This window comes from Galactobacillus timonensis (assembly GCF_900240265.1).
Classification (GTDB): Bacteria; Bacillota_I; Bacilli_A; order Erysipelotrichales; family Erysipelotrichaceae; genus Bulleidia; species Bulleidia timonensis.
Genome location: NZ_LT964739.1, coordinates 1,376,019 through 1,400,839, shown reverse-complemented (window position 1 = coordinate 1,400,839; position 24,821 = coordinate 1,376,019). Strand labels below are relative to the sequence as shown.

The window sequence follows — 24,821 nt, the reverse complement described above, 5'->3', positions numbered from 1 at the left end:
ATCAATTAAAGAAGATGTATATGAAGTATCTTCTCCACTTTTTTCATCAGATGAAAAAGCATCGGAAGGTTGTTCCGAACTGTATTTTCCTTCTTGATCAGTCGGTAAACTTGTTTCTTCAGAAGGCTCCGGCAACTCGGAAGCAGTTGAAGATGTTTCACTGTTTGCAGAATCCCGGGATCCGGAAACCTCCGTTGTAGGAGTCTCTTCAGGTACAGGGGCAGGATCCTCTGCATTCACCGATGAAACCATCATCAGAAATGCAAGGACAGCTGCAAACGGTCGGATGAAGCCATTTTCCTTTCTCATATATCCCTCCAAAAAGTCCGGGGCGTTTCGCCCCGGGAAAGAAAAAAAGTGCAGAAAAAAAGCGCTCCGTCTTGTCGGAACGCTTCTCATCTACACTTCTAACAGCATAAACATCATACCCTTTCTAACTCCGGTCGAGAAGAGGTATTTTGATTAAAACTACAAGAATATATTTTTGTTGTGCTAAATGTATAAATTTTTCACCATTAGTAAATTAGTAAAGTATAAATCAATATTCTTGCCACCAATCAGCAGATCCATCCGGCATAATTCCAGCCCCCCATGAAGTGCCTTCTCCATAATGTTCCATACCCTCATCATATACAGCTTTAGATTGTCCAATAATATCGTTGGAAATTGTGTATCTCCAATCCCCGCCAGAGGAATTAGAAGAAGAATCGTTTACCGCTACATCTGTTCCGGAATCACTTGCTGCTGGTTGCTGCGTATAGCTGGATTCAGAACCAGAATCGGCAGCGGCATAAGCCGTCGATCCACTTGAAGTATTGTTTGAAGATGCGGTTGTCGTTGTTTTCTTTGCAACGGGCTTCGGTGTAACCGTAACAGCATACGAAACATCGGTTGTATTACCGGATTCATCTGCAGCGGAAAGAGATACCGTGTAATCGCCCGGAGCCGCTGTATCAACAGGATTATCAACGGTTAATGTGGCCTTATCAAGATCTCCATCCACCGGATCTTTGACCTCTGTCACATTCGCCAGCGGATCGAAGTCGCTGCCTTCCTGGATGCTAACAGAATCGGACTCCAGTGTGATTTCCGGTGCCTTTGTATCCTTAACTGTAACAGTCAGGTCCTTTGACTCCAACACTTCAACACCATAAGTATCTGTTGCCGAAACGGTATAGGTCAGATCAACGGAGCCAAGCTTACTGGAATCAAGCTTATCTGCATTTGTGACCGTAACATTTCCAGACGAATCCGTAACATAAGACATTGCCAGTGCTTCCGGATCCTCAATGGTATCCCCGTATTCAATCGTAGGATCCACCGCAAGTTCAAGAACCAGAGAATCCTTAGCGGTCTGGTATGCAGTAGCACGTTTCTTTGCGTCCTCATATTTCCAGTATTCGTATCCGCCGATTCCGGCAGCGGCGCAGACTGCAATGGAAGTAATAATAATGACTTTCTTCTTATTCATAATGGCCTCCAATCTGTTTTGCCAGCAATGTAGTCAATAAATGTGTTTATAAACAAATTATATCGATTCAAGTGATTTCGGAAAATAAATATCCCGCCATGAATCAATAGAGTCGCACTCATTCATGAATTGATCAATAGTAAGATAAATTACATCGTTACTGTTTAGGAATATCCCCGTTTACATATGGTCGAGGGTGTCCTCCCCGGCAACGTATGGTGATGTACTTCTGCTGAGCTGAAACGCTTCAAAATGAAATATGGTTTGTTCAGCAGGACAGCCCATGGCAGCGCAAACATAAAACACAGGTTCTCTTCCCGAAAGTGATAAACCGGCTGTTCACCGGTTGACGGGAAACCGTACCTGTGTTTTTCTTGTTCCGTGAATAAATAAAAGACTGTAAACACCCTCTTCCACAAGTCTGTTTACAGCCACCTAGAAAGGCAATATCAATGGTACTTGGCAAAGGGCTTTCTTTCAAGCCTGCTGAGCTGATCATCAGAAAAAACAGAAAGAGAAAATGGAAAAAGCAGAAAGGCGATCCGGAAGAGTGGAATCCGGATCATGTCATACAGCTTGCGTATGAAATGATGCTTGAGGCGGTCACCCTGCCTGCGGGATGGAGAATGTGGGGCTCCTATTTCCGCTGGGTGTTCATTAAAGGCCAGGGCAGAGCGCTACTGCGTGTCCAGAGAGTCGGGCGAAGGAAACCGGACGGCGGGTATGAGACACATGCCATACTGTTCCGGAATGCCGTTCCGTATCTGGAGAATACAGCGGATTTCTTTCTTGATGTGATGGAAGCCGCTGAGAAGCACAAACCCGAGGAAAACCCGGATCTCTGTGACAGAGACTGCTCATGGTTTCAGTGGCTGAAAAGGAAGATGGAAGAAGAGCGGAAGAAACTGAAGACTCTTGATCTGACAGTAAGAAGCGACAGGTTCGAAGTCTGCACCGCTTTTGTACAGAATTTCTCACGTCAATTTTTCCAGAACAGCCGCCTGAAGGTACTGCTTTACGAGAACATTGCAACATAACTCAGACTGAATATTCCGCTGGTGTGAAGTATTTTCGATGCGTAAGGAGACGAATCTTATGCAAACCTGCGCAATTCACAGCGGAACAGCCGCTTCAGGCATGGAAAAGGAACGCTTTATCACAGGACCGGACAATCCGGTCTGTTTCGGCATGGGAAGACTGTATGAAAATTGAACAGCTTGATGAGAAGCAGAGAAGTCTGTGTGCTGTGTTCCAGCTGGAAGCGGAAGATGTAGAAGACATCAATGTCAGAGAGAAAGGAGAAACACTCTTCGTTGAACTGACACTGATCCCAAGGTATGAGCCCTGCCCGTCCTGCGGATGTAAGGATCCGCCGCCAAAGGTAAACAAATACGTGACGAAAAGGATCCGGCACTCGGCGCTCTCCGGCAGAGAATGCATTGTCATCTATCATGCAAGGCGGTATGAATGCCGGTGCTGCGGTCATACATACTACGAGAAAAATCCGCTTACGTTCAAAAAGCAGAAGATATCAGTTCTGACAGTCAATAACGTACTGGAAGATCTGAAAGATCCTGCCGTGACATTCACATCGACAGCGGAAAGAAACCATATCTCACCGACCAGTGCGGCATCGATCTTCGACACACACGTGAACATTCCCCGTCAGAAGCTTCCTGAATACCTTGATATTGATGAGGTATACAGTTTCAGGCATAAGGAACTGGACTCCAAGTATGTCTGTGTACTGTATGACTTCACCGGAAAGACACCGGTGGATCTTCTTCCTTCACGTCAGAAGAGATGCCTGCGGAGCTTCTTTGAATCTATCCCGCAGGCAGAACGGGACAACGTGAAGCTTGTATGCTCAGACATGTGGGAAGACTATCGCTGGGCAAGCAGAACCTTCCTCAGACATGCCTGTCACGCGGTGGATCGATTCCACATTTCAAAAGAAATCAATGACCAGGCAGACAGAGTAAGGCGGCGTCTGATGAAGAACTGTCCCCGCCGCAACCCGGATGGACACGGAAAGAACCCGGATTACTATCTGTACAAGACATGGAACTGGGTATTGTGGCGGCGTGATGATGAAACTGACGATGCCGGCCATCTTCTGTTTGCGACCAACGCCCCGGGAAAATACAACAGCGTACTGAAGGAGACATTGAACTACTACCAGATCAGAGAAAAGCTTCTTTCTCTCAGTCCCGAGCTGAAAGAAGCCTGGGAGCTGAAGGAATCACTGATCAGGTTCTATGAAGAAAATACAAGAAAGACAGCAGAGAAACAGTTCCCGGAACTGATCAGGAAATTCAGGAATTCATCCGTTCCCGAAATGAACAGCTTCGGCGTGACGCTGACCAGCTGGCGGAACGAGATTCTCAATTCGTTTGATATTGTGGATGCCTGTTATGAAATAGACCCCGCTACAGGTGAGGTCAGCACTCAGGGCGTCCGTCCGACAACCGGTCCGCTGGAACGGAGAAACGGACTGCTCAAGAAAGCATCGTGCGGCTATACGAACTGGGAAAGATTCCGCAACCGCGGACTGTATATCCTTATGCCGGACACAGACGAACGCATCACATCGATGGAAGCTGCACGGCGCAGTGATCAGAAGCGCAGAGAACAATACCTGCAGGCGGCAGAGAAACGGCGGGAGGAGATCGAAGAATACAACAAGGCGCTGACAGAGAATGCCATCGGTAAGAAGAAGGAAAACAAGCCGGTGCCTGCTGAAAGCAGAGAAGAAGTGCCGGTATCGAATGCGGTCTCCTACAGCCACGATGGAGGAAAACATGTATAAAGACTATTTCGGAATGACCGGAGAACCGTTTTCCAGGAACGTACCGGTCAGTGAGATGTACGAATCAGCGGAGCTGAAGGAAATGGCGGAAAGGCTGCGGGCAGGCATTGCCGGCAATGAGTTCATGATTCTGGTCAGTGAACCAGGATGCGGAAAGACGACGCTGCTGAGGCGCCTGTATAAAGAAAATGAAGATGTGCTCTTCATCTATGTCAACGGGCTGAATACAAACACCCGCAAGCTGTACTGTGACATTCTCAGGCAGATGGGAATTGATATCGGCTATTACCGTGTCGATGCCAGGGAGCTGGCCAAATCACAGCTTGCCCACCTTCACAGAGAAGGAAAGAAGGTATGCCTGGTCATTGATGAGGCGCATGTGCTCCGTATCAATCTTCTTCATGAAGCACAGTACCTGCTGAACGAGGCCTATGATTCAGAAAGCTATCTGTCAATGGTTCTGTGCGGACAGCCGAAACTCTGGAAGAAGATGACAGACGTGAATGAGTATCATGCGATTGAGGACCGCTTCCAGATCGGCTGCACGCTTCACCCGCTGAACCTGAACGAGACACAGGAATATATCAGGCATTGCCTTCAGTGCTGCGGATGCACGCGCAGTCTGTTTACAGAGGACGCTTATCAGGCCATTCAGAACAACACCGGAGGAAGAATGCGGAGAATCAACCGCATCTGTACAACGGCCCTGATGTATGCGGCACAGAACAATATGAATACCATTGACGGAAACACCATTCACTATATCGAACAGCACGAGATGCTTTGCATGAACAGAAATGAAACAGAAGACAGAAACCTGCTCAGCGAATGAAGAGAAGCTGAGAAAAGAATGCCGGAACCTTGAAGCAGCGCTGTACAGTGCCGGCTATACCATCGACGAGATCAGAAATATCAGAGAAACCGGATGCCTGCAGCTGTCGCTGAAGCTTGTCTGCACGAAAAACTGACGGTGCTGTAACATCTGCAGAGCCCGCAGGCATTCAGCCTGACTTCAGAAGCTCCGCACAAAAATATGGTCGGCCTGACCTCCAGTAATCTTGGAGCGCATCAGAGCCGACCATACGTATTTTTGGAGCACCCTTCTTTGAGGTTAAACTCCAACCATATCCATAAAATAAGTACAACCGTTATATCGTACTTATCTCATGTTTTATCCTTGTCTGCAGATTCTCCTGTCCAGTGATCGTAAGACTATATCTGATCCGGTGATATGGAATATGACTATGCCGCATTGGCTGCAACGTCAGAAAAACTGTCAAACAGCTTTTCCTTTTTCAGAAAGTCAAAATTCGTTCTCATCTGTGTGCCCTCATCCACGATGCAGTTACTTTCTATCAACAATTATAACAGGTTGCTGTTTCTTCATACCTGCTGAGAAGAACAGAATCGTATCCGAATTCACAGAATGCTAAAAAGCCCGCTTCACTAAGGAAACGGGCGAATAAAACTATGAGTTGAAAGATGTTTCCTAAATCAGGGATGAAAGAATATGACTTCTGTTCTGATCAAGACCGTAATATCTTGCTTCCAAGCTTCGCATGGAACAATGGATCCAGGGGCTGAGAAATATCGACTCCTTTCATACATGCAACTCTGTAGCAGATCATATAAATCCAAAGCATGTACTCAAACATCTCGTAATCCCGATGTCCTTTGGTTCTCACCTTGAAATCTAGAGCACCAGTGACATCTGCACCCTCTACAACGACATTACCGGCATACTCGGAAAGTACGTCAGCGAATACAGGCATCTTCTTTTCTGTTCCGTCATCAATCAGAACAAGAAGCGTTCCTGTATTTACCGCATTATAGTACCCGTGGATGAATTCCTCAAACACTCCACCAAAAACCGGGCAGCGGAGTGTTTCACTCAGCTTAAGGCTTCCTTCGCCGACAACGCCTGCCAGATTCGGCGTCCCGACAAGCTTGATATCCTGTGAATTTGCAAATACTGACCCGTGGACTTCGATCCACTGTGCTGCATCATCAATAATCACATGCATGTTCTCGACAGTATCTTTATATGCATTTACAGCATTTTCATATTCTGCTTTTGATACCTTTTCGTGTGCAGCAGCCCACTCCAGCGCAAAGAGCATCAGATTGGCTGTTGTACAGATAACGCCTTTGGTCTTTGACTGCAGGTCAGCCTCTTCTCCGCAGTTTACAGTCAGGATATAATCCGCATATTTATTGATGATGGTCCCCGAATCATCAACACCTGACATGGATGCCGTCAGACAGCCTTTTTTCTTTCCCTCTTCCATGACGCGTGCTGTGCTCAGACTTGTTCCGCTCTGGGAAACACCGATCAACAATGTTCCGGCAGGATCTGCAGGAATCATTTCTTCCAGCTGATATGGATACAGGGCTGTGACCGGAATCTGCATATATTTCTGCATGTAATCCGCTGCAGAAAGTGAAGCAAAGTAACTGGATCCGCTGCCGGTAATAATGATATGTGTGTATGGCTTCTTGACCGCTTCCCTGAACAGTTCCTTTCTGCCTGCCAAGATCTTATCCAGATAGACTGAGGTTTCACGGACATTCTCTTCTATTGTTCCCATTCTGTCCACCATTAACCAAGAATTCCAAAGTATGCACCGACGATGCCGACAACTGTCATAATAACAATCATGACGATTGGCGAAATATTCTTTTTGACAATGCCGTAGTATGTGGCAACGAAGACTAGCAGGGATGCAAGGCACGGCATGATCTGATTAAGCAGGTCTGAAATGGTCATTGTGTTGGCACCATCAGAGAATGAAGCGACGATATTCAGATTCACAAGGCTTGCGGACATTGCACCTACAACAACCAATCCGAGGATGGTTGCTCCTTCCAGTAATTTTGCGAGGCGGCCGTTTGACTGGACATCGGAAAGGAATGACGTTCCCATCTTATAGCCGGCATTCATCAAGCCTATTCTGACGGCGAATGCCGGAATGTTATAGATCAGGAAGAACAGAATCGGGCCAAGAATGTTGCCCTGTACCGCAAACGTTGTTCCGATAGCCGTAGCGATGATTTTCAGAATGCCCCAGAAGATAGAATCGCCAATGCCGGATATCGGGCCCATCAGTGCAATTTTTGTTTTGTTGATTGCAGAAATATCGAAATCCTTATTTTTGGCAGCTTCTTCTTCCATTGCCGCAGCAATGCCAAGATTCAGAGTCATGCACTGATTGGTGACGTTGTAGAATGCAAGATGTCTCTGCAGCGCCGCCTTCATTTTTTCCTTGTCTGGATACAGCTTCTTAAGTACTGGTATCATTGCATATGCAAACGCGATATTTCCCTGCTTTTCATATCCCCAGGAAAAGGAGCATCCGCAGGATCTCCACATTGTGCGGTCAAGATCCTTACGAGTCACAGCTGTATTTTCAGAAGTCATCTTCTTCATCTCCCTCTTTGTTTACTTCAGCAGCGGAATTTCTGGCTGCAGTCTGACAAACGATCATGGCAAGAATCAAGCCAAATATTGCGACACCAAGAATCGGCATATTCAGATAAGCAACCATTGCAAATCCACACAGGAAGTAATACCAGTTGGCCTTCGTCAGCATTGTCTTTGCCAGCAGGCTGAATCCAATTGCAGGGATCAAGCCAATGGCGATGTTCATTCCGGTTGTTATGAATGAAGGGATTGAGTTCAGGAAACTGCTGACTGCATCGGATCCTACAGCGTAGGATATCGTCACAACAAGAGACAGCATCAGTGCCATGCCGAATCCTGTCATCCAGTGAACTCTTTCGATTCCTGCAGTACTTCCTTCTGCCGCATACTTGTCTGCTTTTCTCTCAAACAGAGAAACTACATAACCGTAATAGAAGTTTTTCAGAATCAGTGCCAGTGATGAAATCGGCAGTGCCAGAACCAGAGCGCTCTCTGCGGAAGCTCCGGACTTAATTGCAAATGCTGTGCCGAGAATCGTTCCTGTCATGGCATCCGGAGGAATGACTGCGCCGATGGATGTTGCGCCTAGGAAAGCAAGTTCAAGCGTCCCGCCGATCATAACGCCTGCTTTTACGTCTCCAAGGACAATGCCTGTAACCATGCCGACCATAATCGGCTGTGAGATGAAGTTTCTTCCGCCGGCATTTTCGATGACATAAATCAGAAATGTCATCAGGCCAAGTAACAATGCAATTTTCATTATCTTTTCCTCTTTATTTTGTGTAATCCGTTTGTTTCATCGATGGTACGCTTTGGGCAAAGATCTCATCCCCTGCGTCAAGAAGTTCATTCAGCATTCCTTCTTCTTCACCTGAAACACTGAATGTCTTGTTGATCTGACGGTAATCAGGCTGTCCGATAACATTGCCCAGATTGATTTTTTTAATTGCAGGGCATGCCTTTGCAAGTTTATATGCATCGGCAACGCACCCTACGATCACAAATAATCGGTACTTATCTGTAACTCCGCTGTTAATTGCTGTAATTGAATTCTGAATGTCCTTAATTACCAGTTTGGTTCCTTCCGGTTTGGCAGCCCGCATAGCCATTTTATTGACACTGTCGTTGACGATCGCATCATTCGCAATCAATATGCAGTCAGCATTCAGATGTCTTACCCAGCTATATACGATCTGCCCGTGAAGAAGGCGGTAATCCACTCTCATCATTAGAATCATAATGATTTTCCTCAAAAGTCCTCTGTTTCTTCCTCAGCTGACTGTACAAAGCAGCCGATGAAATTTTTATTGTTTTCGACTATTTCTGAAAGTCGGGCCTGGATATCTTCAGCATCGTTAATCTGCAGAATTTCCAGAACCAATGCCAGATTCATGCCGAATACAAGACTATACCCATACTGTCTCTGTTTCTTTGCAAATTCGGTATTTACTGAGCCTCCAAGAACATCTGTAATCACTACGTACGTATCCCCTGGATCTGCGGAGGAGAAAAGTCTGTCAATCAGTACATCTACAGAAGATGCCCCTTCTGTATATGCGCAGAGCGTCTGTATCCGTTCTGTGCTTCCCGCAATAATTCCAACCGAGTCCTTCATACCGTCTGCAAGTTTCCCGTGAGACGCAAGTACTATCCTGATCATTCCCATCTCTCTTTCCTCATATTTGCCGGCTTTTATATGACTAGTCATAATTTAATATTTGACTAGTTAAATGTCAATAGCTAGCATAATATTTTTACAAAAATTGCTGTAGGCAAGTCAAATACGGGTATTATTTTCCTTGTCGAATGTCCTTAAAACTATTTTCAGCGAAGAAAAACGGCATAAATACGGAAAGTCATGATTTATTACGTGTACCGGCTAAAAAAAAAAAACAGTCAGTTTCATATAAATGGCTATTCATTAATTGATTTTGTATACATTTTTATATATATTATTCGTATGAAATTAGCTAAATATCAAAAGATAGAAGATTATATTGTCAAGAAAATTACTAACGGTGAACTGCAGGTAGGTGATCAGATACCTACCGAGAATGAACTGTGCGACACATTTCATTTTTCAAGGATGACTGTCAGCAAAGCATTGGAAAACCTGAGCAATCAGGGACTGATCCAGCAGATTCCGGGAAAGGGCAGCTTTGTCACAAGGCCCTCTATTACTAAGTCAACTCGGTCTATATCAAGCTTTACAGAGGATATGGCATCTATCGGTCTACGTGCTGGATCGTCCCTGATCCAGTACAGGATTGTATCCGCTGCCGAAGTCCCGGAAATTGCGGCTAAACTTCGGGTTCATGATAATGACATGATACACTTTTTCGAACGTCTTCGGACAGGAGATAATAAGCCTATTGCCATGAGTTATTCCTATATCTCAGCCAAGCTTGTGCCTGCAATAGATATCAACTCTTTGAATGCATCATTTCAGAATTATCTTGATTCCATCGGCATCACTCCCATAAGAATGCTGACAACACTATCAGCTGTCAATCCCACGGAAAAACAAAAGCAGCTGCTTCGGATCAATAACACAGCATTGCTTTGCAATGCAAGTATTATGTTTCTGCGCAAAAACGGTGAAGAAATTCCTTATGAATACACACAGACCTTTTACAATGGGACGATGTATTCCTATACAAATGAAACTTATGTAAGCGAGCCGTGACTCATTCTCCTGTGGATATTTTGAATTCAGCCGAAATATTTCTGGAATATCCCCGTTTACATATGATCGAGGGTGTCCTCCCCGGCAACGTATGGTGATGTACTTCTGCTGAGCTGAAACGCTTCAAAATGAAAATATGGTTTGTTCAGCAGGACAGCCCATGGCAGCGCAAACATAAAACACAGGTTCTCTTCCCGAAAGTGATAAACCGGCTGTTCACCGGTTGACGGGAAACCGTACCTGTGTTTTTCTTGTTCCGTGAATAAATAAAAGACTGTAAACACCCTCTTCCACAAGTCTGTTTACAGCCACCTAGAAAGGCAATATCAATGGTACTTGGCAAAGGGCTTTCTTTCAAGCCTGCTGAGCTGATCATCAGAAAAAACAGAAAGAGAAAATGGAAAAAGCAGAAAGGCGATCCGGAAGAGTGGAATCCGGATCATGTCATACAGCTTGCGTATGAAATGATGCTTGAGGCGGTCACCCTGCCTGCAGGATGGAGAATGTGGGGCTCCTATTTCCGCTGGGTGTTCATTAAAGGCCAGGGCAGAGCGCTACTGCGTGTCCAGAGAGTCGGGCGAAGGAAACCGGACGGCGGGTATGAGACACATGCCATACTGTTCCGGAATGCCGTTCCGTATCTGGAGAATACAGCGGATTTCTTTCTTGATGTGATGGAAGCCGCTGAGAAGCACAAACCCGAGGAAAACCCGGATCTCTGTGACAGAGACTGCTCATGGTTTCAGTGGCTGAAAAGGAAGATGGAAGAAGAGCGGAAGAAACTGAAGACTCTTGATCTGACAGTAAGAAGCGACAGGTTCGAAGTCTGCACCGCTTTTGTACAGAATTTCTCACGTCAATTTTTCCAGAACAGCCGCCTGAAGGTACTGCTTTACGAGAACATTGCAACATAACTCAGACTGAATATTCCGCTGGTGTGAAGTATTTTCGATGCGTAAGGAGACGAATCTTATGCAAACCTGCGCAATTCACAGCGGAACAGCCGCTTCAGGCATGGAAAAGGAACGCTTTATCACAGGACCGGACAATCCGGTCTGTTTCGGCATGGGAAGACTGTATGAAAATTGAACAGCTTGATGAGAAGCAGAGAAGTCTGTGTGCTGTGTTCCAGCTGGAAGCGGAAGATGTAGAAGACATCAATGTCAGAGAGAAAGGAGAAACACTCTTCGTTGAACTGACACTGATCCCAAGGTATGAGCCCTGCCCGTCCTGCGGATGTAAGGATCCGCCGCCAAAGGTAAACAAATACGTGACGAAAAGGATCCGGCACTCGGCGCTCTCCGGCAGAGAATGCATTGTCATCTATCATGCAAGGCGGTATGAATGCCGGTGCTGCGGTCATACATACTACGAGAAAAATCCGCTTACGTTCAAAAAGCAGAAGATATCAGTTCTGACAGTCAATAACGTACTGGAAGATCTGAAAGATCCTGCCGTGACATTCACATCGACAGCGGAAAGAAACCATATCTCACCGACCAGTGCGGCATCGATCTTCGACACACACGTGAACATTCCCCGTCAGAAGCTTCCTGAATACCTTGATATTGATGAGGTATACAGTTTCAGGCATAAGGAACTGGACTCCAAGTATGTCTGTGTACTGTATGACTTCACCGGAAAGACACCGGTGGATCTTCTTCCTTCACGTCAGAAGAGATGCCTGCGGAGCTTCTTTGAATCTATCCCGCAGGCAGAACGGGACAACGTGAAGCTTGTATGCTCAGACATGTGGGAAGACTATCGCTGGGCAAGCAGAACCTTCCTCAGACATGCCTGTCACGCGGTGGATCGATTCCACATTTCAAAAGAAATCAATGACCAGGCAGACAGAGTAAGGCGGCGTCTGATGAAGAACTGTCCCCGCCGCAACCCGGATGGACACGGAAAGAACCCGGATTACTATCTGTACAAGACATGGAACTGGGTATTGTGGCGGCGTGATGATGAAACTGACGATGCCGGCCATCTTCTGTTTGCGACCAACGCCCCGGGAAAATACAACAGCGTACTGAAGGAGACATTGAACTACTACCAGATCAGAGAAAAGCTTCTTTCTCTCAGTCCCGAGCTGAAAGAAGCCTGGGAGCTGAAGGAATCACTGATCAGGTTCTATGAAGAAAATACAAGAAAGACAGCAGAGAAACAGTTCCCGGAACTGATCAGGAAATTCAGGAATTCATCCGTTCCCGAAATGAACAGCTTCGGCGTGACGCTGACCAGCTGGCGGAACGAGATTCTCAATTCGTTTGATATTGTGGATGCCTGTTATGAAATAGACCCCGCTACAGGTGAGGTCAGCACTCAGGGCGTCCGTCCGACAACCGGTCCGCTGGAACGGAGAAACGGACTGCTCAAGAAAGCATCGTGCGGCTATACGAACTGGGAAAGATTCCGCAACCGCGGACTGTATATCCTTATGCCGGACACAGACGAACGCATCACATCGATGGAAGCTGCACGGCGCAGTGATCAGAAGCGCAGAGAACAATACCTGCAGGCGGCAGAGAAACGGCGGGAGGAGATCGAAGAATACAACAAGGCGCTGACAGAGAATGCCATCGGTAAGAAGAAGGAAAACAAGCCGGTGCCTGCTGAAAGCAGAGAAGAAGTGCCGGTATCGAATGCGGTCTCCTACAGCCACGATGGAGGAAAACATGTATAAAGACTATTTCGGAATGACCGGAGAACCGTTTTCCAGGAACGTACCGGTCAGTGAGATGTACGAATCAGCGGAGCTGAAGGAAATGGCGGAAAGGCTGCGGGCAGGCATTGCCGGCAATGAGTTCATGATTCTGGTCAGTGAACCAGGATGCGGAAAGACGACGCTGCTGAGGCGCCTGTATAAAGAAAATGAAGATGTGCTCTTCATCTATGTCAACGGGCTGAATACAAACACCCGCAAGCTGTACTGTGACATTCTCAGGCAGATGGGAATTGATATCGGCTATTACCGTGTCGATGCCAGGGAGCTGGCCAAATCACAGCTTGCCCACCTTCACAGAGAAGGAAAGAAGGTATGCCTGGTCATTGATGAGGCGCATGTGCTCCGTATCAATCTTCTTCATGAAGCACAGTACCTGCTGAACGAGGCCTATGATTCAGAAAGCTATCTGTCAATGGTTCTGTGCGGACAGCCGAAACTCTGGAAGAAGATGACAGACGTGAATGAGTATCATGCGATTGAGGACCGCTTCCAGATCGGCTGCACGCTTCACCCGCTGAACCTGAACGAGACACAGGAATATATCAGGCATTGCCTTCAGTGCTGCGGATGCACGCGCAGTCTGTTTACAGAGGACGCTTATCAGGCCATTCAGAACAACACCGGAGGAAGAATGCGGAGAATCAACCGCATCTGTACAACGGCCCTGATGTATGCGGCACAGAACAATATGAATACCATTGACGGAAACACCATTCACTATATCGAACAGCACGAGATGCTTTGCATGAACAGAAATGAAACAGAAGACAGAAACCTGCTCAGCGAATGAAGAGAAGCTGAGAAAAGAATGCCGGAACCTTGAAGCAGCGCTGTACAGTGCCGGCTATACCATCGACGAGATCAGAAATATCAGAGAAACCGGATGCCTGCAGCTGTCGCTGAAGCTTGTCTGCACGAAAAACTGACGGTGCTGTAACATCTGCAGAGCCCGCAGGCATTCAGCCTGACTTCAGAAGCTCCGCACAAAAATATGGTCGGCCTGACCTCCAGTAATCTTGGAGCGCATCAGAGCCGACCATACGTATTTTTGGAGCACCCTGNACAGTGCCGGCTATACCATCGACGAGATCAGAAATATCAGAGAAACCGGATGCCTGCAGCTGTCGCTGAAGCTTGTCTGCACGAAAAACTGACGGTGCTGTAACATCTGCAGAGCCCGCAGGCATTCAGCCTGACTTCAGAAGCTCCGCACAAAAATATGGTCGGCCTGACCTCCAGTAATCTTGGAGCGCATCAGAGCCGACCATACGTATTTTTGGAGCACCCTGTTTAGATCAACAAGAGTAACCCGGTTATCCCGGATATCTGCAACTGAATATCCAATTTGTCTGAACATTACCTTAATCATCCTGTATTTCCTTTCATTTATTTGGGGGCGTTTCGCCCCCAGAATTCCTATCGCCGGATTCTTCGGGGTTCGCCAAGCTGTTCCTTATCACTCGTAATCTTCTTTTCAAAGAAGAAGGCATCATCTTCATTTTCCACTGCATAGCCTCTAAGAGCCCCGCCTTTATCAAAGATATTCAGGCCCCATTCAACGATCAGATGGAATTCAGCAAACCGCTGAACATAAAAGTACTGGGATTTTGATAGTTTCACATTTGGCAGCTTCTCTTTCCCTTTCAGCCGGATGTGTTTTGAAATCATAATTAGTCGTTCATTCCTGCTAAGACGATTGAAATGCGTATCCATGGTAAGCTCTGCAAGCCGTATATCGTTATAGTGCTGATGATCTTCTTCATTGATCCGATTGCGCTGATGATGCGGATCATTGGAAACGGCTATGATGGAGCGGGAGAAGCCTGTTGTGGCTCTCCCGTTGTCTGCTTCCTTATTGATGTAAATCACCCCGTTTTCGTCCGGAATCATCAAGTCTCCGCCATAATCATCATTCAGGTCATTCAGCATCCGAACCATGCAGTAGAAGCGTTCATACTGTGTCATTGGAGCTGTAATGATGTTGTCCCAGCGTCTCATGTATTCTCTCCTTTCTCATCGTCAATAAGCGTCGGCAGGGCCAACACGACAATTCTCAGAATGCTGTCCGGCACCGTCCCTGCGCGGCAATCAGCTTTGAAGGCTTCAAGGCTGTAATCCTTCGCTGCGCAAATAGAATGGATCGCTTCAAGAACTTCCTCCGGCGCATTCCGCAGATAGTGCAGGACAAAATCGTTCGCAATTTCTTCATTGGTCCGATGCCGCCGCTCATCCTCCTTAATGTCGGTTTTCAAGACAAGCAAGCCGTTTTGAACAGCGCGTCTCCAGGAAGGATCGTCAAAATCATTTTCACGGTTATACTTATCAAATCCGTCGGATAGTTCTTTCCGGATCTTATCAAGTCGCTCTCTCGCTCCCATCGTTCTCTCCCTCCTTTGGTGCTTTTGTTCGGTGGTTCTTCAGGGGGGATGATTCCCCCTGAACTCACCATTCCAGCTTGCTAACGGCCTCGTTGATCTGCTTCCAGATCGCCTTCAGCTCATCGACCTGTTCCGGATCCAGACTCTTGTATCTCGTCTTGATCAGGCAGTCGAGATAGGTTTCAGCTGTCTTCTTGTGTTTCCGGAATATCTTCTGTTCCTCCGTAATCTCCTGGGACCGCTTGTCTTTTGCCTCCTTCTGCGGATCATCGTCAACGAACGTTGCTTTCTCGTTACGGTTCTTTTCCGTGAAGAAATCTTTGATGTAGTGTTCTGAAATACCTGTATAACTGGCAATCAGCTGCCGTTCCCTCTGTCCCTTCTCCTTCGTGATCTTGCCCTGAAGAATCAGCGTATGGATTGCTGCCTGGCATTTCAGAATCACGTTGTTCTTCTCGTCATTCGTCATGTCCCGCTGTGCATTTGCCGAAATGATGTTCAGCATTTCCATCGGTGAGGTCAGCGGCTTCTGCGTGTAGAGAACAGGTGCCTTTCCTGTGATGTCCTTGCCCTGGAATCGGTAGGTTCTGCCTTGGGAATTGAGCAGTTCCAGCGCCATCTTGCGGCGGTGACCGGAGAGAAGCACAATGCCGTCATTGGGGTCTTCATAGGCAGTCAGTGGTGAAATCAGGCCCTGATCCTCAATGTTCTCGGCAAGTTCCTCGATCTCGTTGCAGTCATACGGATTCTCCGGATTGCGCTGAATATCCGTCAGTTCCACCAGGAAGATGCGGTTTGCATTCAGATCCAGTGCTTCATCCTTCGTGTTGCCGATAATGCTGGAAATGTTGAACGTGGGTGTTTTCGTTGTCATGTCAGTTTTCCTCCGCAATTACTTCGTTGATCAAAGTCCTGTAGTCTTCCGCAACCCCGTTTTTCGGATCGTCAATCAGAAGACGGTTTGAGAATGTTGCCCGCTTTACTGGCGCGCTCTGGTAACGGATTTGGGATGTGAATACGCGATTGCCGTAAGCGTTTCGCAGCTGCTCAATGATGTCTCTGTCCGTGTTGTTGCGGTTGATCATCGTGATCAGAATCCGGATGTCTAACGGCTCCTCACGGTCAAGGCTGCCGATTACATTCCGGCAGTGATCCCATGTAGCCTTCACTCCGGCAATTCCGCCCGCATCAATGTTTGTCGGAATGATGATCTGCCGTGCAGAAAGAACGGAATTGATACTCATGAGGTTGATGGAAGGATTGTTGTCGATGAAAATTTCTTCAAAGTCTAAAGGCTTCAGGATCTTCTTCAGGATCAGCTGCGGGAACCCGGAAACCGTCGTACTCTGCAATTCGTAGATCGTCGAGAACAGATCCAGCCGTGCCGGAAGAACATAAAGGTTTTCCGTATTGGACGGATAAATGCAGTTCTCAATCGGCGTCAGGCCCTTCAAGGCTTCGACAATGCACGGATCCGTCGGATCGTAATTCGGAAGCAGTGAAGCAGTCGCATTCGCCTGTCCGTCAGCATCGATGAGAAGTGTCTTGCGTCCGGATTTTGCAAATCCCGCTGCAAGCTGAATGGAAGTTGTTGTTTTGCCTACGCCGCCTTTGACGTTGAGAATTGATCTGATCATGGGTTTTCCTTTCCGGGACGTTTCGTCCCCAAATTGTTTTTCCTGTGCGGGGGCGTTTCGCCCCACGGCGAGTATTGATGCTTTATGCCTGCGCCGCTGCTCTCATTTCTGCTAAGAGTGCTACCCTGTCTACCGGAGCTTCTTCCTCGTCCATCCTCGACAATTCTTCAGCCAAAGCCTTACGATCCACTGGTTTTGAATCCTCGTCCGATGGTGTCGCAATGGGCTTATCTTTCTCGTAGTAGTACGCTGGCAGCACTTCTGTCCGCCGCCGACGCTTACGGAACCTATAGGTTTCGATTGTTTCCGGCGCATTGTAGAGGGATGTGAGAATATATGCCTTGGGGTTGTGGACATCTGTACGTACGCTGCTGAAGCAGTCCAGGAAATATTCGATGTCATCACCGGACAGCCGCATGAAACGTTCCCTGGCCTCCTGGCTGGAGTAGTTGCGTTTGCCGATGGTCACGGATGCGGATCTGTCACAGGCAGAAGTCATATCTGCGCATAAGCGGACAATTTCCTGAAGTAATGGCTTATCGGAAGCGTGTTCCGGTTTGTTCATCAGCTTGTCGATGTTGAATTGTCTGGTGTAGTAGGTGTTGTAATCAGCGGGCTGTTCCTGAACAGTTGCGAAAGCGGAAGGAGTATCTTCGGAAGACTCGGATTCCTGGAGGATCGCTCCATCCATCGGTTCTGCGTTTTCGGATAGATAGATAGATTCCTTAGAATAATCAGTCTTACTAATATCAGTCTTGATAGTGTCAAATTTTTTTACACGGCGTGTAAAGTTATTTAACACGGCATTTTCGGCCTCAGGAGCGTCATTTTCGTCCGTGTCAAAATTTTTTACACGGGCAGTTTTCTCATCTTCTGGACCGGATTCTTCGGTATCATCAGACGGATCGGTGTCTTCTTCCTTCGGTTCAATCACAAGCTTCTTCAGGTAAATTTTGGATGCCCTGCCAATTCCGCTCTGGCTGCGTCTCAGAAGATCCGCAGCTTCCAGCTCATCAAGACGCTTGATGGCGCTTGGCCTTGAAATATGGAACGCTTCCTGGATTTCCTTCAATGTGTAGATAATGAAAGCATTTCCATTTTTGTCGAACCATTCATTGGCAAGAGACAGAGAGAGACGATCCAGCAGGAAGGCATAGAGAACCTTGGCTTCTGCGGACATGGGAATATATTTTTCTTCGGTAAACAGTGCTTTCGGAAGCTTAAAGAAGCTGAGTGTTTCTGCATCCGAACGGCTGAAATACGTGTTTGTCATAGATTTCTCCAAGATGGGACGTTTCGTCCCAAAAATTTGTGAACTACTGTAGGGTTGAAAACATTTGTGATGCGTGATAAATTTCATTACGTAAGCAGAGCCAAAAGGCCGCGCTTAAAACACCTTGGATTTGGCCATTCTTTTTTGAAGGTTTGAATCCCAGGACCATTCGGATCAGAAACTGATGCGGTGCGCCAACACCCTCAGAACTTCTCCCGTTTGGAAGCAATGATCTAATAATCCGTCGGGGACCATAGAGCATTACCTGGATGAGCAATCATCCTCTTTTTTTTGCTTTCTTATGTATTCTTCTCAGTTTCTTCCTTCTCCTTCCTTTGGCGTTCCTTTTCCTCATCGATTTCTTTCCCGATTCTTTGGAACACCTCTTCAACAGAACGGCCCGTCGCTCCCGCAAAATCAGTCAGGAACAAGACAGTTGGATTACAAGACTTGTCAGGGTTATTAACTACCCTCCTTAAGTTTTCGTAAGAAAAACTCATTCGTTTCCCAAAGGTATTAAGGGGTTCATCTCCAACTATTTCTTTCAGAACCTTCCTTGTGGCTGTGTTCACATATGCAAGATCACACGAGCTACTTTTGGCCGTTGGTTTTGGATTTTTTCGTGACGTACGATTCTTTGCCGTCACCCGCATCACCTCCTTTTCTGGAAAACGAACCTTCTACACAAACCAACGTAATGACGAAAAAAGGCCATTACGCAGGTAGTTTTATCTGCATAATGACCTAGTTGTGAAAATTTGGCTGGGACAGCGAGGTTCGAACTCGCGCATTGGGGAGTCAAAGTCCCCTGCCTTACCGCTTGGCTATGTCCCAACAGCGGTATTATTCTACCGCATATCTCCAATCAGTCCAAGGTGCTCAAAGGCACGGTAAATTCCATCTTCCTCGATCCCGGAAGTCACATAGTCCGCCGCCTTCTTCACTGCTACCGACGCATTGCCCATGGCGACGCCAATACCTGCCGCCCTGAGCATCGGAATGTCATTGGCCGAGTCTCCGACCGCAATCGAATCCCCCTGCGCAATGCCTTCCTTCTGCAGATATTCAATCAGGCCGCTTCCCTTGGTAATCCCCGGCAGCGTCACTTCGCCGCCAAGTGCTTCCGCCCCCGCCGCCGATACGATGCGGGCAATTTCCCAGTCTTTGCCAAGTGCCGTTTCTGCCAGTTTCCGGTCTGTATTCGGCGTATAGAAGAAATCGATCTTATTGATGGGTTCTCCTTTGTACTCATCCAGCCGGCGCATATGGTCTGCCGGAAAGAACAGACGCACCGGATCCGGTGGATCAATGCCCCATGCCGCAAGAGCGATCGGATCGTTCCAGGACGCATCGATGCCATGCAGCGAAAGACCCGCACCTGCCGGAATCATGATATGAATGAGACGCGCAATATCCGCCGCCGCAAAAAAGTGGGCAAAAACGATCGCATGATTCTTGATCAGTCCCACACCGTTTGAAAAAAGGATGCTGTCAAAGAGCTCCTGATGTTCGGGACGCGCCGTATGGTACACGCGGCCCGTATCGAGAATCAGATGATGCCCGTTTGCCTTCGCCGCTGCCAGAGCATGATACGTTGACTCCGGCATCGTAAAGGTATGGTGCGAAAACAGTGTCTGATCGTAGTCAAGAAAGATGTATTTCTTCTTCATGCCTGTCCATTATCTTCAATGGGATGAAAAAAGGACAGAAGAATTTCTTCCTCTGTCCTCAGTATTTACTGCAGTCCGTCAGCTTGCGCTTCACGCCGTTGAGAATTACATAACCCTCTTCCGGCTCATCGTGAACGATATAGCGGGGGCCGAATTCCTTAGCCATTGCCGATTCCTCAGGATGATGATGACCCTCATTTGTGTCGCAGGTCAGATCTTCACGACGCGGAACAGCATGTCCATCGCTCGATACCGTCCGGCGCATATTTGTATTTTTCCCCGCACCATTACGTTTCGCCGCGTTGGCCGCCGAGGAGATAACAATCAGGACCAGGAAAATGACGATGAAGGTGAAAAATACACCGAAACCCATGTTCATAATATCGGCTTAGTTCTGCGCCGGCTGATCGCTGACGGATTCCTTGAGGGCCGTCAGTGTCCCGGTCAGATTGGCAATATCGGAAGGCACAATGATCTTGGTCGCATTGCCATCGCCAACCTTTTCAAGTGCCTCCAGAGAACGAAGACGAATCACGGTCTCATCCGCTCCGGCATCTTTGATCATTTTGATGCCATCGGCTGTTGCCTGCTGCACCTGACGGATCGCTTCCGCCTTACCTTCAGCTTCACGGATCTCGGCTTCCTTGCGTGCTTCTGCCGCAAGAATCGTTGCCTGCTTCTCAGCTTCGGCGTTCAGAACCGCACTTTCCTTCTTACCTTCCGCCGTAAGAATCATCGACTGTTTCTGACCTTCTGCCGTCAGAATGGCTGCACGCTTCTCACGTTCCGCCTTCATCTGCTTTTCCATCGCATCGCGGATCGCAGCCGGCGGCGTGATCGACTTTACTTCGACACGTGTGCAGCGAATGCCCCACGGATCCGTTGCCGCATCCACTGTCGACAGCATGATTCCGTTGATTCTTTCACGCGAAGTCAGTGTCTCATCCAGTTCCATGTCACCGATAATGTTACGCAGCGTAGTCGCCGTCAGATTTTCCATGGCCATAATCGGATTCTCGACGCCATAGGCATACAGTTCCGGATCAATGACCTTAAAGTACACAACCGAATCAATCTGCATCGTGACATTATCCTTGGTAATCACCGGCTGCGGCGCAAAGTCAGCGACCTGTTCCTTCACCAGAACACGGCGGCGTACCGTATCAATGAACGGAACCAGCAGATGCGGACCCGAGTTCCAGGTTGCCTGATAGCGGCCAAGACGCTCCACGACATACGCACTCCCCTGCGGAACAATGCGGATGCTCAGGCCAAGAATAATGATGATAACGGCAATAAGAATCAACCATCCAAGCATAAAATGAATCCTCCTAAACCAAGTATAGCAGAGAACAGCTGTCCCCCGCTTTTCCTGGAAAGCTCAGTTTTCAACCGCAGAAATAATATCAACATACGATTGATACATGGCGTTGTATTCGCTGTCGCTCAGCCTGCTTGATTCATCGACCATTTTAAAACTGTCGGGAAGTCCGACGCGATGTCCGACAATCTCTCCATTCTTAATTCCTGCGACAAGAGGAATCGAAAATGTGGGCTCTCCTGCTTCGTTCCGGATGTCGAACGTGCTCACCAGCAGGTTGAACAGACGCTGGTATATCTTCATTCCTTCCCCGCTGTTAAGCGTGACGGAATCATCATTATCAATCGTTGACCGTCCCGCATCGATGTAATAGATAAGAACCCCTTCATCTTCAGCAGCTTTGGTTATGATCGGAAGCGCCAGCTTGCAGAAGGGACAGCCTTCTCTTCCGTAATACAGAATTCCGGTCCCGTCCTGTTCAATAAATACGGCAGACTCTTCCAGTGAAATTTCAACAAATGAAGGATTGGGAGTACCTTCAGCCAGTACAACAGGAGCAAATGCCGTTGGCGGCAAAGAGGGAACTTCGGCTTCCACAGCGCTATTCTCTGCCGCTTCGCCACCGCATCCACTCAGCAGCAATAAGAATACTGTTAGTATTGAACCGAATATCTTCTTCACGTTAGTTCTGCCTTTCATAGATATTTAGAAAACGAAAATCCGGAATGTCAGTGCTCCAGGCAGCCTAAATATACTATATTTTTTTCTTTTGTCACTATATGCCGTATCCTTCATATCTGTTCCTGCTTCGACCATTTGTTACATCTGAGACACAATTTGAAACATGAAGGTACAGGAAGGCCATGATAGAGGGATTCATCATCTGCCGAAAAAAAATCCGGAGGCGTGCCTCCGGAAATTTTTTGGATATTTAAAAATTTGAGGGGATGGTGACCTGCATTTCAAGGTGATGGGGTTGCCATCTTTTATGTATGTCTGTGAAAGTTTAAGACTCTGGGGTTTGCTTTTTTTGTACAGGTATTGTTCGAATTGGATGAAAAAGACTATCCTTCAGGTAAAGGAGGAATGTTGAGCTCCTGGCAATAATAAAAGCTGGCATCCCCAAACCCTTCGCAGTCCAGCATATGCCAGCGACTCCATTATAGACCTGTCTGATGATCATGATTCATTGTCATTTGCACAAGCTCGTGGAGTTTGTTAAGAATCGCCTGATTCATTCCTCAAACGATTCTTCCACACAGGAAATCATTACAAGAGCTGTTCAGGTCTTTTATGATCAGTCGGTTTCCGAACTGATTGTGAATAATGGCTATCTGTATTACGCAAAGTACAGCAGAAGATTTACCATTCTTGATCATACTGTGCCACTGATCATTAAGCGTGTTTACCGGAAAGGCTCGTCTGCAGATGCAGTTCTGCTGTCTTTCATGATCCCCTACAGCAGCCGCACCGCGGACGATTTTACCGCTGTTCTTACTTCATGCGGGGATCGTTCCTTTACCGTTGAAGAAAGCGGTAATTCCTTTGACTATGACGCTGTACGGCTGATCCGCTGGAAGTTCAACCGGTACTGGCAGAGTATTCTCAATACCAGGCGCATTTACCTCAATACGGATATAACCACGAATTGTATTACCCTGCTTGGCAGGCAGTTCCTGCAGAACAGAAAGCTGCGCTGCCAGCTCGTTTTCACATGACCTCTTTTTCTCACAGCAGGAATATCAAAGAAGCCTCTGCGTTCCTATTCTGAGGGCAGAAGGGATGAAAGCCGATCAATACCGAACGAAGGAACGTTTCACCTCATCATTTTGAAGAAAAGCCCTTCGTTCATCATTTTGATTCGGCTTTCCGGAAAGGAATTCATGCATGGTATACGGTATTCAATCGATTCCCTGCAGAATCAGAGGTCATCGGTATGTCTCTTAACACGAATAAAGAGGACATCATGGAGCTCTTCGGCCTGGAAGACAGTGATGTGGAGGACTTCCAGTATCAGAACTTGAATGGAAATGCACAGATCTCAGTCCGGCTCGTTCCGCACTATGAGCCCTGCCCGGAATGCGGCTGTAAAACTCCAAGGATCAAAGATTATTACTGGAAGAAGATTACGCACAGTGTTCTTTCTGATCGTAAATGTACGCTGCTTTACCGGGCCAGACGATATGTCTGTCCGGTATGTCATCGAACCTATGCAGAGAAGAATCCATTCTCCTTTGGCAGTATGAGTATCTCCGCATTCACGGTTCAGAGAGTGCTCACGGATCTGAAGAACTATAACGAGACATTCTCTTCCGTTGCGCGCAGGTATCATCTCTCTCCTGCCACAGCTGCCTATCTGTTTGATGATCACGTCAGTCTTCCCAGGAAACCTCTGCCGGAGATGATCAGCTTTGATGAAGTCTATGCCTTCCGCAACTACAGCGAGAAATTCGTCTGTGTTCTTATGGATTTCCAGAGACAGACGCCCATTGATTTCCTGAACTCCAGACGGGAAGATCGGCTGCTCAGCTACTTTATGAAGATCCCGCTGGAAGAGCGGAAGAAAGTCAAAGCCTGTTCCTTCGATATGTACGATACCTATCGAACGGTCATGAAGAAGTGTTTCCCGAACAGTATCGGTATCGTGGACAGATTCCATCTCTGCCAGGAACTGGGACGCCAGACCGACAGTGTTCGAATCCGTGCCATGAAAGGAACCACAAAAGGTTCCGATGAATACTATCTTCTCAAGAAGTTCAACTGGATTCTCTACAGGCATTCCGACAGCAGCACAAAAGATGGTAAGAAGCTGTTCGATCCAAACGGACAGAGAAGATATAACAATCATTTCAAATTTCCGATTAACTACTATGATCTCCGCGAGAAGCTCCTGAAAATAAGCCCTGAGCTGATGGAGTCATGGAATCTGAAAGAAAAAGTATACGACTACTATGAGACCGCCACGCCCAACGATAGGGAGCAGAAACTGAACGAACTGATTACGGAGTTCAGGAAGTCTCAGGTACCGGAAATGCGTCACTTCGCCAGCACACTGACCAAATGGCGGACCGAAATCATCAATTCTCTTACTACCTACGGCTACATCTACAAGGTCGATTCCAAGACCGGCAAACCCAATGCCTATCATAAGCGGATGACCAATGCGATCATTGAAAACCGAAACTCAATCTGTAAGTGCATCAAGAAGAATGCGAACGGCTATCACAACTGGGACAGATTCCGCAACCGCCTCATGTACGTTCTGGACAAGGATGCGACCTACTCATTGAACCCGATACACTCGAATGTCACAAAAACGGCGAAATAAAAACTTGGCCTCACAGCTGTTCAAACCAGTTGTAAGGTCATGTCTTACTTCAGATGACTCGGGCGCTGAGTTCATGATTATGGGGCGCCAGTTACCCCA

At 47.3% G+C, this 24,821-nt stretch carries 27 protein-coding genes and 1 tRNA gene; 11 read left to right on the top strand and 17 right to left on the bottom strand.

Annotated elements, in window-relative coordinates:
- Nucleotides 1-538 precede the first annotated feature (538 nt).
- Nucleotides 539-1,471, bottom strand: coding sequence for an immunoglobulin-like domain-containing protein (locus C1714_RS06595; RefSeq protein WP_102342434.1), 933 nt, complete (start codon nt 1,469-1,471; stop codon nt 539-541).
- Between the two features lie 452 nt (nt 1,472-1,923).
- Here C1714_RS06595 and C1714_RS06590 point away from each other — a divergent pair, with 452 nt between their 5' ends.
- From C1714_RS06590 to C1714_RS14005, 4 genes are all read left to right on the top strand, one after another.
- Nucleotides 1,924-2,508: a hypothetical protein gene (locus C1714_RS06590; protein WP_102342428.1), complete on the top strand. Its 585-nt coding sequence runs from the start codon at nt 1,924-1,926 to the stop codon at nt 2,506-2,508.
- A gap of 164 nt (nt 2,509-2,672) precedes the next feature.
- Nucleotides 2,673-4,280: an ISL3 family transposase gene (locus tag C1714_RS06585; RefSeq protein WP_102342427.1), complete on the top strand. Its 1,608-nt coding sequence runs from the start codon at nt 2,673-2,675 to the stop codon at nt 4,278-4,280.
- Nucleotides 4,273-5,112 (top strand): ExeA family protein, encoded by an 840-nt coding sequence (locus C1714_RS06580; protein ID WP_167849955.1) that lies wholly within the window; start codon nt 4,273-4,275, stop codon nt 5,110-5,112. Before C1714_RS06585 ends, C1714_RS06580 begins: the two co-directional genes overlap by 8 nt.
- Nucleotides 5,078-5,248 carry a hypothetical protein gene (locus tag C1714_RS14005; protein WP_167849954.1) on the top strand — a complete coding sequence of 57 codons (171 nt, stop codon included), beginning with the start codon at nt 5,078-5,080 and terminating at the stop codon, nt 5,246-5,248. The genes C1714_RS06580 and C1714_RS14005 overlap by 35 nt, the downstream gene beginning before the upstream one ends.
- A gap of 558 nt (nt 5,249-5,806) precedes the next feature.
- Here the strand turns inward: C1714_RS14005 and C1714_RS06575 are convergent.
- Genes C1714_RS06575 through C1714_RS06555 form a run of 5 tightly spaced genes read right to left on the bottom strand, consistent with a single transcriptional unit; the run spans nt 5,807 to nt 9,409 of the window.
- Nucleotides 5,807-6,868 (bottom strand): SIS domain-containing protein, encoded by a 1,062-nt coding sequence (locus tag C1714_RS06575; RefSeq protein ID WP_167849957.1) that lies wholly within the window; start codon nt 6,866-6,868, stop codon nt 5,807-5,809.
- Nucleotides 6,869-6,879: 11 nt separating this feature from the next.
- Nucleotides 6,880-7,698, bottom strand: coding sequence for a PTS system mannose/fructose/sorbose family transporter subunit IID (locus C1714_RS06570; protein ID WP_102343167.1), 819 nt, complete (start codon nt 7,696-7,698; stop codon nt 6,880-6,882).
- Nucleotides 7,688-8,461: a PTS mannose/fructose/sorbose/N-acetylgalactosamine transporter subunit IIC gene (locus tag C1714_RS06565; protein ID WP_245305068.1), complete on the bottom strand. Its 774-nt coding sequence runs from the start codon at nt 8,459-8,461 to the stop codon at nt 7,688-7,690. The genes C1714_RS06570 and C1714_RS06565 overlap by 11 nt, the downstream gene beginning before the upstream one ends.
- A gap of 13 nt (nt 8,462-8,474) precedes the next feature.
- Nucleotides 8,475-8,939 (bottom strand): PTS sugar transporter subunit IIB, encoded by a 465-nt coding sequence (locus C1714_RS06560; protein WP_102342431.1) that lies wholly within the window; start codon nt 8,937-8,939, stop codon nt 8,475-8,477.
- Between the two features lie 11 nt (nt 8,940-8,950).
- Nucleotides 8,951-9,409 (bottom strand): PTS sugar transporter subunit IIA, encoded by a 459-nt coding sequence (locus tag C1714_RS06555; protein WP_102342430.1) that lies wholly within the window; start codon nt 9,407-9,409, stop codon nt 8,951-8,953.
- A gap of 252 nt (nt 9,410-9,661) precedes the next feature.
- On the opposite strand from C1714_RS06555, the gene C1714_RS06550 reads away from it, so the two are divergent.
- The 5 genes from C1714_RS06550 (at nt 9,662) to C1714_RS14000 (ending at nt 14,041) form a co-directional block, all read left to right on the top strand.
- Entirely contained in the window at nt 9,662-10,387 is a 726-nt protein-coding gene (locus C1714_RS06550) for a GntR family transcriptional regulator (RefSeq protein WP_167849956.1), read from the top strand.
- 329 nt (nt 10,388-10,716) lie between these two features.
- Nucleotides 10,717-11,301, top strand: coding sequence for a hypothetical protein (locus tag C1714_RS06545; protein WP_102342428.1), 585 nt, complete (start codon nt 10,717-10,719; stop codon nt 11,299-11,301).
- Nucleotides 11,302-11,465: 164 nt separating this feature from the next.
- Nucleotides 11,466-13,073 (top strand): ISL3 family transposase, encoded by a 1,608-nt coding sequence (locus C1714_RS06540; RefSeq protein ID WP_102342427.1) that lies wholly within the window; start codon nt 11,466-11,468, stop codon nt 13,071-13,073.
- Nucleotides 13,066-13,905: an ExeA family protein gene (locus tag C1714_RS06535; RefSeq protein WP_167849955.1), complete on the top strand. Its 840-nt coding sequence runs from the start codon at nt 13,066-13,068 to the stop codon at nt 13,903-13,905. Before C1714_RS06540 ends, C1714_RS06535 begins: the two co-directional genes overlap by 8 nt.
- Complete coding sequence (locus C1714_RS14000; protein WP_167849954.1) at nt 13,871-14,041, top strand: hypothetical protein; 171 nt, start codon at nt 13,871-13,873, stop codon at nt 14,039-14,041. The genes C1714_RS06535 and C1714_RS14000 overlap by 35 nt, the downstream gene beginning before the upstream one ends.
- Nucleotides 14,042-14,531: 490 nt before the next feature.
- Here the strand turns inward: C1714_RS14000 and C1714_RS06530 are convergent, their stop codons facing one another.
- The 11 genes from C1714_RS06530 to C1714_RS06480 all read right to left on the bottom strand — a co-directional run bounded on the left by C1714_RS06530 (nt 14,532) and on the right by C1714_RS06480 (nt 22,075).
- A complete protein-coding gene (locus C1714_RS06530; RefSeq protein ID WP_102342425.1) occupies nt 14,532-15,113 on the bottom strand; it encodes a hypothetical protein in 582 nt (193 codons plus the stop codon).
- Entirely contained in the window at nt 15,110-15,493 is a 384-nt protein-coding gene (locus C1714_RS06525) for a hypothetical protein (RefSeq protein WP_102342424.1), read from the bottom strand. Before C1714_RS06525 ends, C1714_RS06530 begins: the two co-directional genes overlap by 4 nt.
- Before the next feature lie 64 nt (nt 15,494-15,557).
- Entirely contained in the window at nt 15,558-16,367 is an 810-nt protein-coding gene (locus C1714_RS06520) for a ParB N-terminal domain-containing protein (protein ID WP_102342423.1), read from the bottom strand.
- Nucleotide 16,368: 1 nt separating this feature from the next.
- Nucleotides 16,369-17,130, bottom strand: a complete 762-nt coding sequence (locus C1714_RS06515) for a ParA family protein (RefSeq protein ID WP_102342422.1) — start codon at nt 17,128-17,130, stop codon at nt 16,369-16,371.
- Nucleotides 17,131-17,212: 82 nt separating this feature from the next.
- Nucleotides 17,213-18,403, bottom strand: a complete 1,191-nt coding sequence (locus C1714_RS06510) for a replication initiator protein A (protein WP_167849953.1) — start codon at nt 18,401-18,403, stop codon at nt 17,213-17,215.
- A gap of 299 nt (nt 18,404-18,702) precedes the next feature.
- Nucleotides 18,703-19,050, bottom strand: a complete 348-nt coding sequence (locus C1714_RS06505) for a hypothetical protein (RefSeq protein ID WP_135567903.1) — start codon at nt 19,048-19,050, stop codon at nt 18,703-18,705.
- A 112-nt stretch (nt 19,051-19,162) separates the two neighbouring features.
- Nucleotides 19,163-19,237 (bottom strand) — tRNA-Gln (locus C1714_RS06500).
- A 14-nt stretch (nt 19,238-19,251) separates the two neighbouring features.
- The gene (locus tag C1714_RS06495) at nt 19,252-20,073 is read right to left on the bottom strand and encodes an HAD family hydrolase (protein WP_102342419.1); all 822 of its coding nucleotides are present in this window, start codon (nt 20,071-20,073) and stop codon (nt 19,252-19,254) included.
- A 58-nt stretch (nt 20,074-20,131) separates the two neighbouring features.
- On the bottom strand, nt 20,132-20,446 hold the full coding sequence (locus C1714_RS06490; RefSeq protein ID WP_210115266.1) for a hypothetical protein: 315 nt from the start codon (nt 20,444-20,446) through the stop codon (nt 20,132-20,134).
- Between the two features lie 15 nt (nt 20,447-20,461).
- On the bottom strand, nt 20,462-21,391 hold the full coding sequence (locus C1714_RS06485) for an SPFH domain-containing protein (RefSeq protein ID WP_102342417.1): 930 nt from the start codon (nt 21,389-21,391) through the stop codon (nt 20,462-20,464).
- 63 nt (nt 21,392-21,454) lie between these two features.
- Nucleotides 21,455-22,075, bottom strand: coding sequence for a thioredoxin family protein (locus C1714_RS06480; RefSeq protein WP_135567902.1), 621 nt, complete (start codon nt 22,073-22,075; stop codon nt 21,455-21,457).
- A gap of 494 nt (nt 22,076-22,569) precedes the next feature.
- On the opposite strand from C1714_RS06480, the gene C1714_RS06475 reads away from it, so the two are divergent.
- Nucleotides 22,570-23,112: a hypothetical protein gene (locus tag C1714_RS06475; RefSeq protein WP_102341306.1), complete on the top strand. Its 543-nt coding sequence runs from the start codon at nt 22,570-22,572 to the stop codon at nt 23,110-23,112.
- A 218-nt stretch (nt 23,113-23,330) separates the two neighbouring features.
- On the top strand, nt 23,331-24,722 hold the full coding sequence (locus tag C1714_RS06470) for an ISL3 family transposase (protein WP_102341307.1): 1,392 nt from the start codon (nt 23,331-23,333) through the stop codon (nt 24,720-24,722).
- Nucleotides 24,723-24,821: the final 99 nt, after the last annotated feature.

What these genes read in the sequence shown, in the direction of transcription:
- C1714_RS06595 (WP_102342434.1), bottom strand. Translation starts at nt 1,471, where the DNA reads ATGAATAAGAAGAAAGTCATTATTATTACTTCCATTGCAGTCTGCGCC.
- C1714_RS06590 (WP_102342428.1), top strand. Translation starts at nt 1,924, where the DNA reads ATGGTACTTGGCAAAGGGCTTTCTTTCAAGCCTGCTGAGCTGATCATC.
- C1714_RS06585 (WP_102342427.1), top strand. Translation starts at nt 2,673, where the DNA reads ATGAAAATTGAACAGCTTGATGAGAAGCAGAGAAGTCTGTGTGCTGTG.
- C1714_RS06580 (WP_167849955.1), top strand. Translation starts at nt 4,273, where the DNA reads ATGTATAAAGACTATTTCGGAATGACCGGAGAACCGTTTTCCAGGAAC.
- C1714_RS14005 (WP_167849954.1), top strand. Translation starts at nt 5,078, where the DNA reads ATGAAACAGAAGACAGAAACCTGCTCAGCGAATGAAGAGAAGCTGAGA.
- C1714_RS06575 (WP_167849957.1), bottom strand. Translation starts at nt 6,868, where the DNA reads ATGGGAACAATAGAAGAGAATGTCCGTGAAACCTCAGTCTATCTGGAT.
- C1714_RS06570 (WP_102343167.1), bottom strand. Translation starts at nt 7,698, where the DNA reads ATGACTTCTGAAAATACAGCTGTGACTCGTAAGGATCTTGACCGCACA.
- C1714_RS06565 (WP_245305068.1), bottom strand. Translation starts at nt 8,461, where the DNA reads ATGAAAATTGCATTGTTACTTGGCCTGATGACATTTCTGATTTATGTC.
- C1714_RS06560 (WP_102342431.1), bottom strand. Translation starts at nt 8,939, where the DNA reads ATGATTCTAATGATGAGAGTGGATTACCGCCTTCTTCACGGGCAGATC.
- C1714_RS06555 (WP_102342430.1), bottom strand. Translation starts at nt 9,409, where the DNA reads ATGACTAGTCATATAAAAGCCGGCAAATATGAGGAAAGAGAGATGGGA.
- C1714_RS06550 (WP_167849956.1), top strand. Translation starts at nt 9,662, where the DNA reads ATGAAATTAGCTAAATATCAAAAGATAGAAGATTATATTGTCAAGAAA.
- C1714_RS06545 (WP_102342428.1), top strand. Translation starts at nt 10,717, where the DNA reads ATGGTACTTGGCAAAGGGCTTTCTTTCAAGCCTGCTGAGCTGATCATC.
- C1714_RS06540 (WP_102342427.1), top strand. Translation starts at nt 11,466, where the DNA reads ATGAAAATTGAACAGCTTGATGAGAAGCAGAGAAGTCTGTGTGCTGTG.
- C1714_RS06535 (WP_167849955.1), top strand. Translation starts at nt 13,066, where the DNA reads ATGTATAAAGACTATTTCGGAATGACCGGAGAACCGTTTTCCAGGAAC.
- C1714_RS14000 (WP_167849954.1), top strand. Translation starts at nt 13,871, where the DNA reads ATGAAACAGAAGACAGAAACCTGCTCAGCGAATGAAGAGAAGCTGAGA.
- C1714_RS06530 (WP_102342425.1), bottom strand. Translation starts at nt 15,113, where the DNA reads ATGAGACGCTGGGACAACATCATTACAGCTCCAATGACACAGTATGAA.
- C1714_RS06525 (WP_102342424.1), bottom strand. Translation starts at nt 15,493, where the DNA reads ATGGGAGCGAGAGAGCGACTTGATAAGATCCGGAAAGAACTATCCGAC.
- C1714_RS06520 (WP_102342423.1), bottom strand. Translation starts at nt 16,367, where the DNA reads ATGACAACGAAAACACCCACGTTCAACATTTCCAGCATTATCGGCAAC.
- C1714_RS06515 (WP_102342422.1), bottom strand. Translation starts at nt 17,130, where the DNA reads ATGATCAGATCAATTCTCAACGTCAAAGGCGGCGTAGGCAAAACAACA.
- C1714_RS06510 (WP_167849953.1), bottom strand. Translation starts at nt 18,403, where the DNA reads ATGACAAACACGTATTTCAGCCGTTCGGATGCAGAAACACTCAGCTTC.
- C1714_RS06495 (WP_102342419.1), bottom strand. Translation starts at nt 20,073, where the DNA reads ATGAAGAAGAAATACATCTTTCTTGACTACGATCAGACACTGTTTTCG.
- C1714_RS06490 (WP_210115266.1), bottom strand. Translation starts at nt 20,446, where the DNA reads ATGGGTTTCGGTGTATTTTTCACCTTCATCGTCATTTTCCTGGTCCTG.
- C1714_RS06485 (WP_102342417.1), bottom strand. Translation starts at nt 21,391, where the DNA reads ATGCTTGGATGGTTGATTCTTATTGCCGTTATCATCATTATTCTTGGC.
- C1714_RS06475 (WP_102341306.1), top strand. Translation starts at nt 22,570, where the DNA reads ATGATCATGATTCATTGTCATTTGCACAAGCTCGTGGAGTTTGTTAAG.
- C1714_RS06470 (WP_102341307.1), top strand. Translation starts at nt 23,331, where the DNA reads ATGTCTCTTAACACGAATAAAGAGGACATCATGGAGCTCTTCGGCCTG.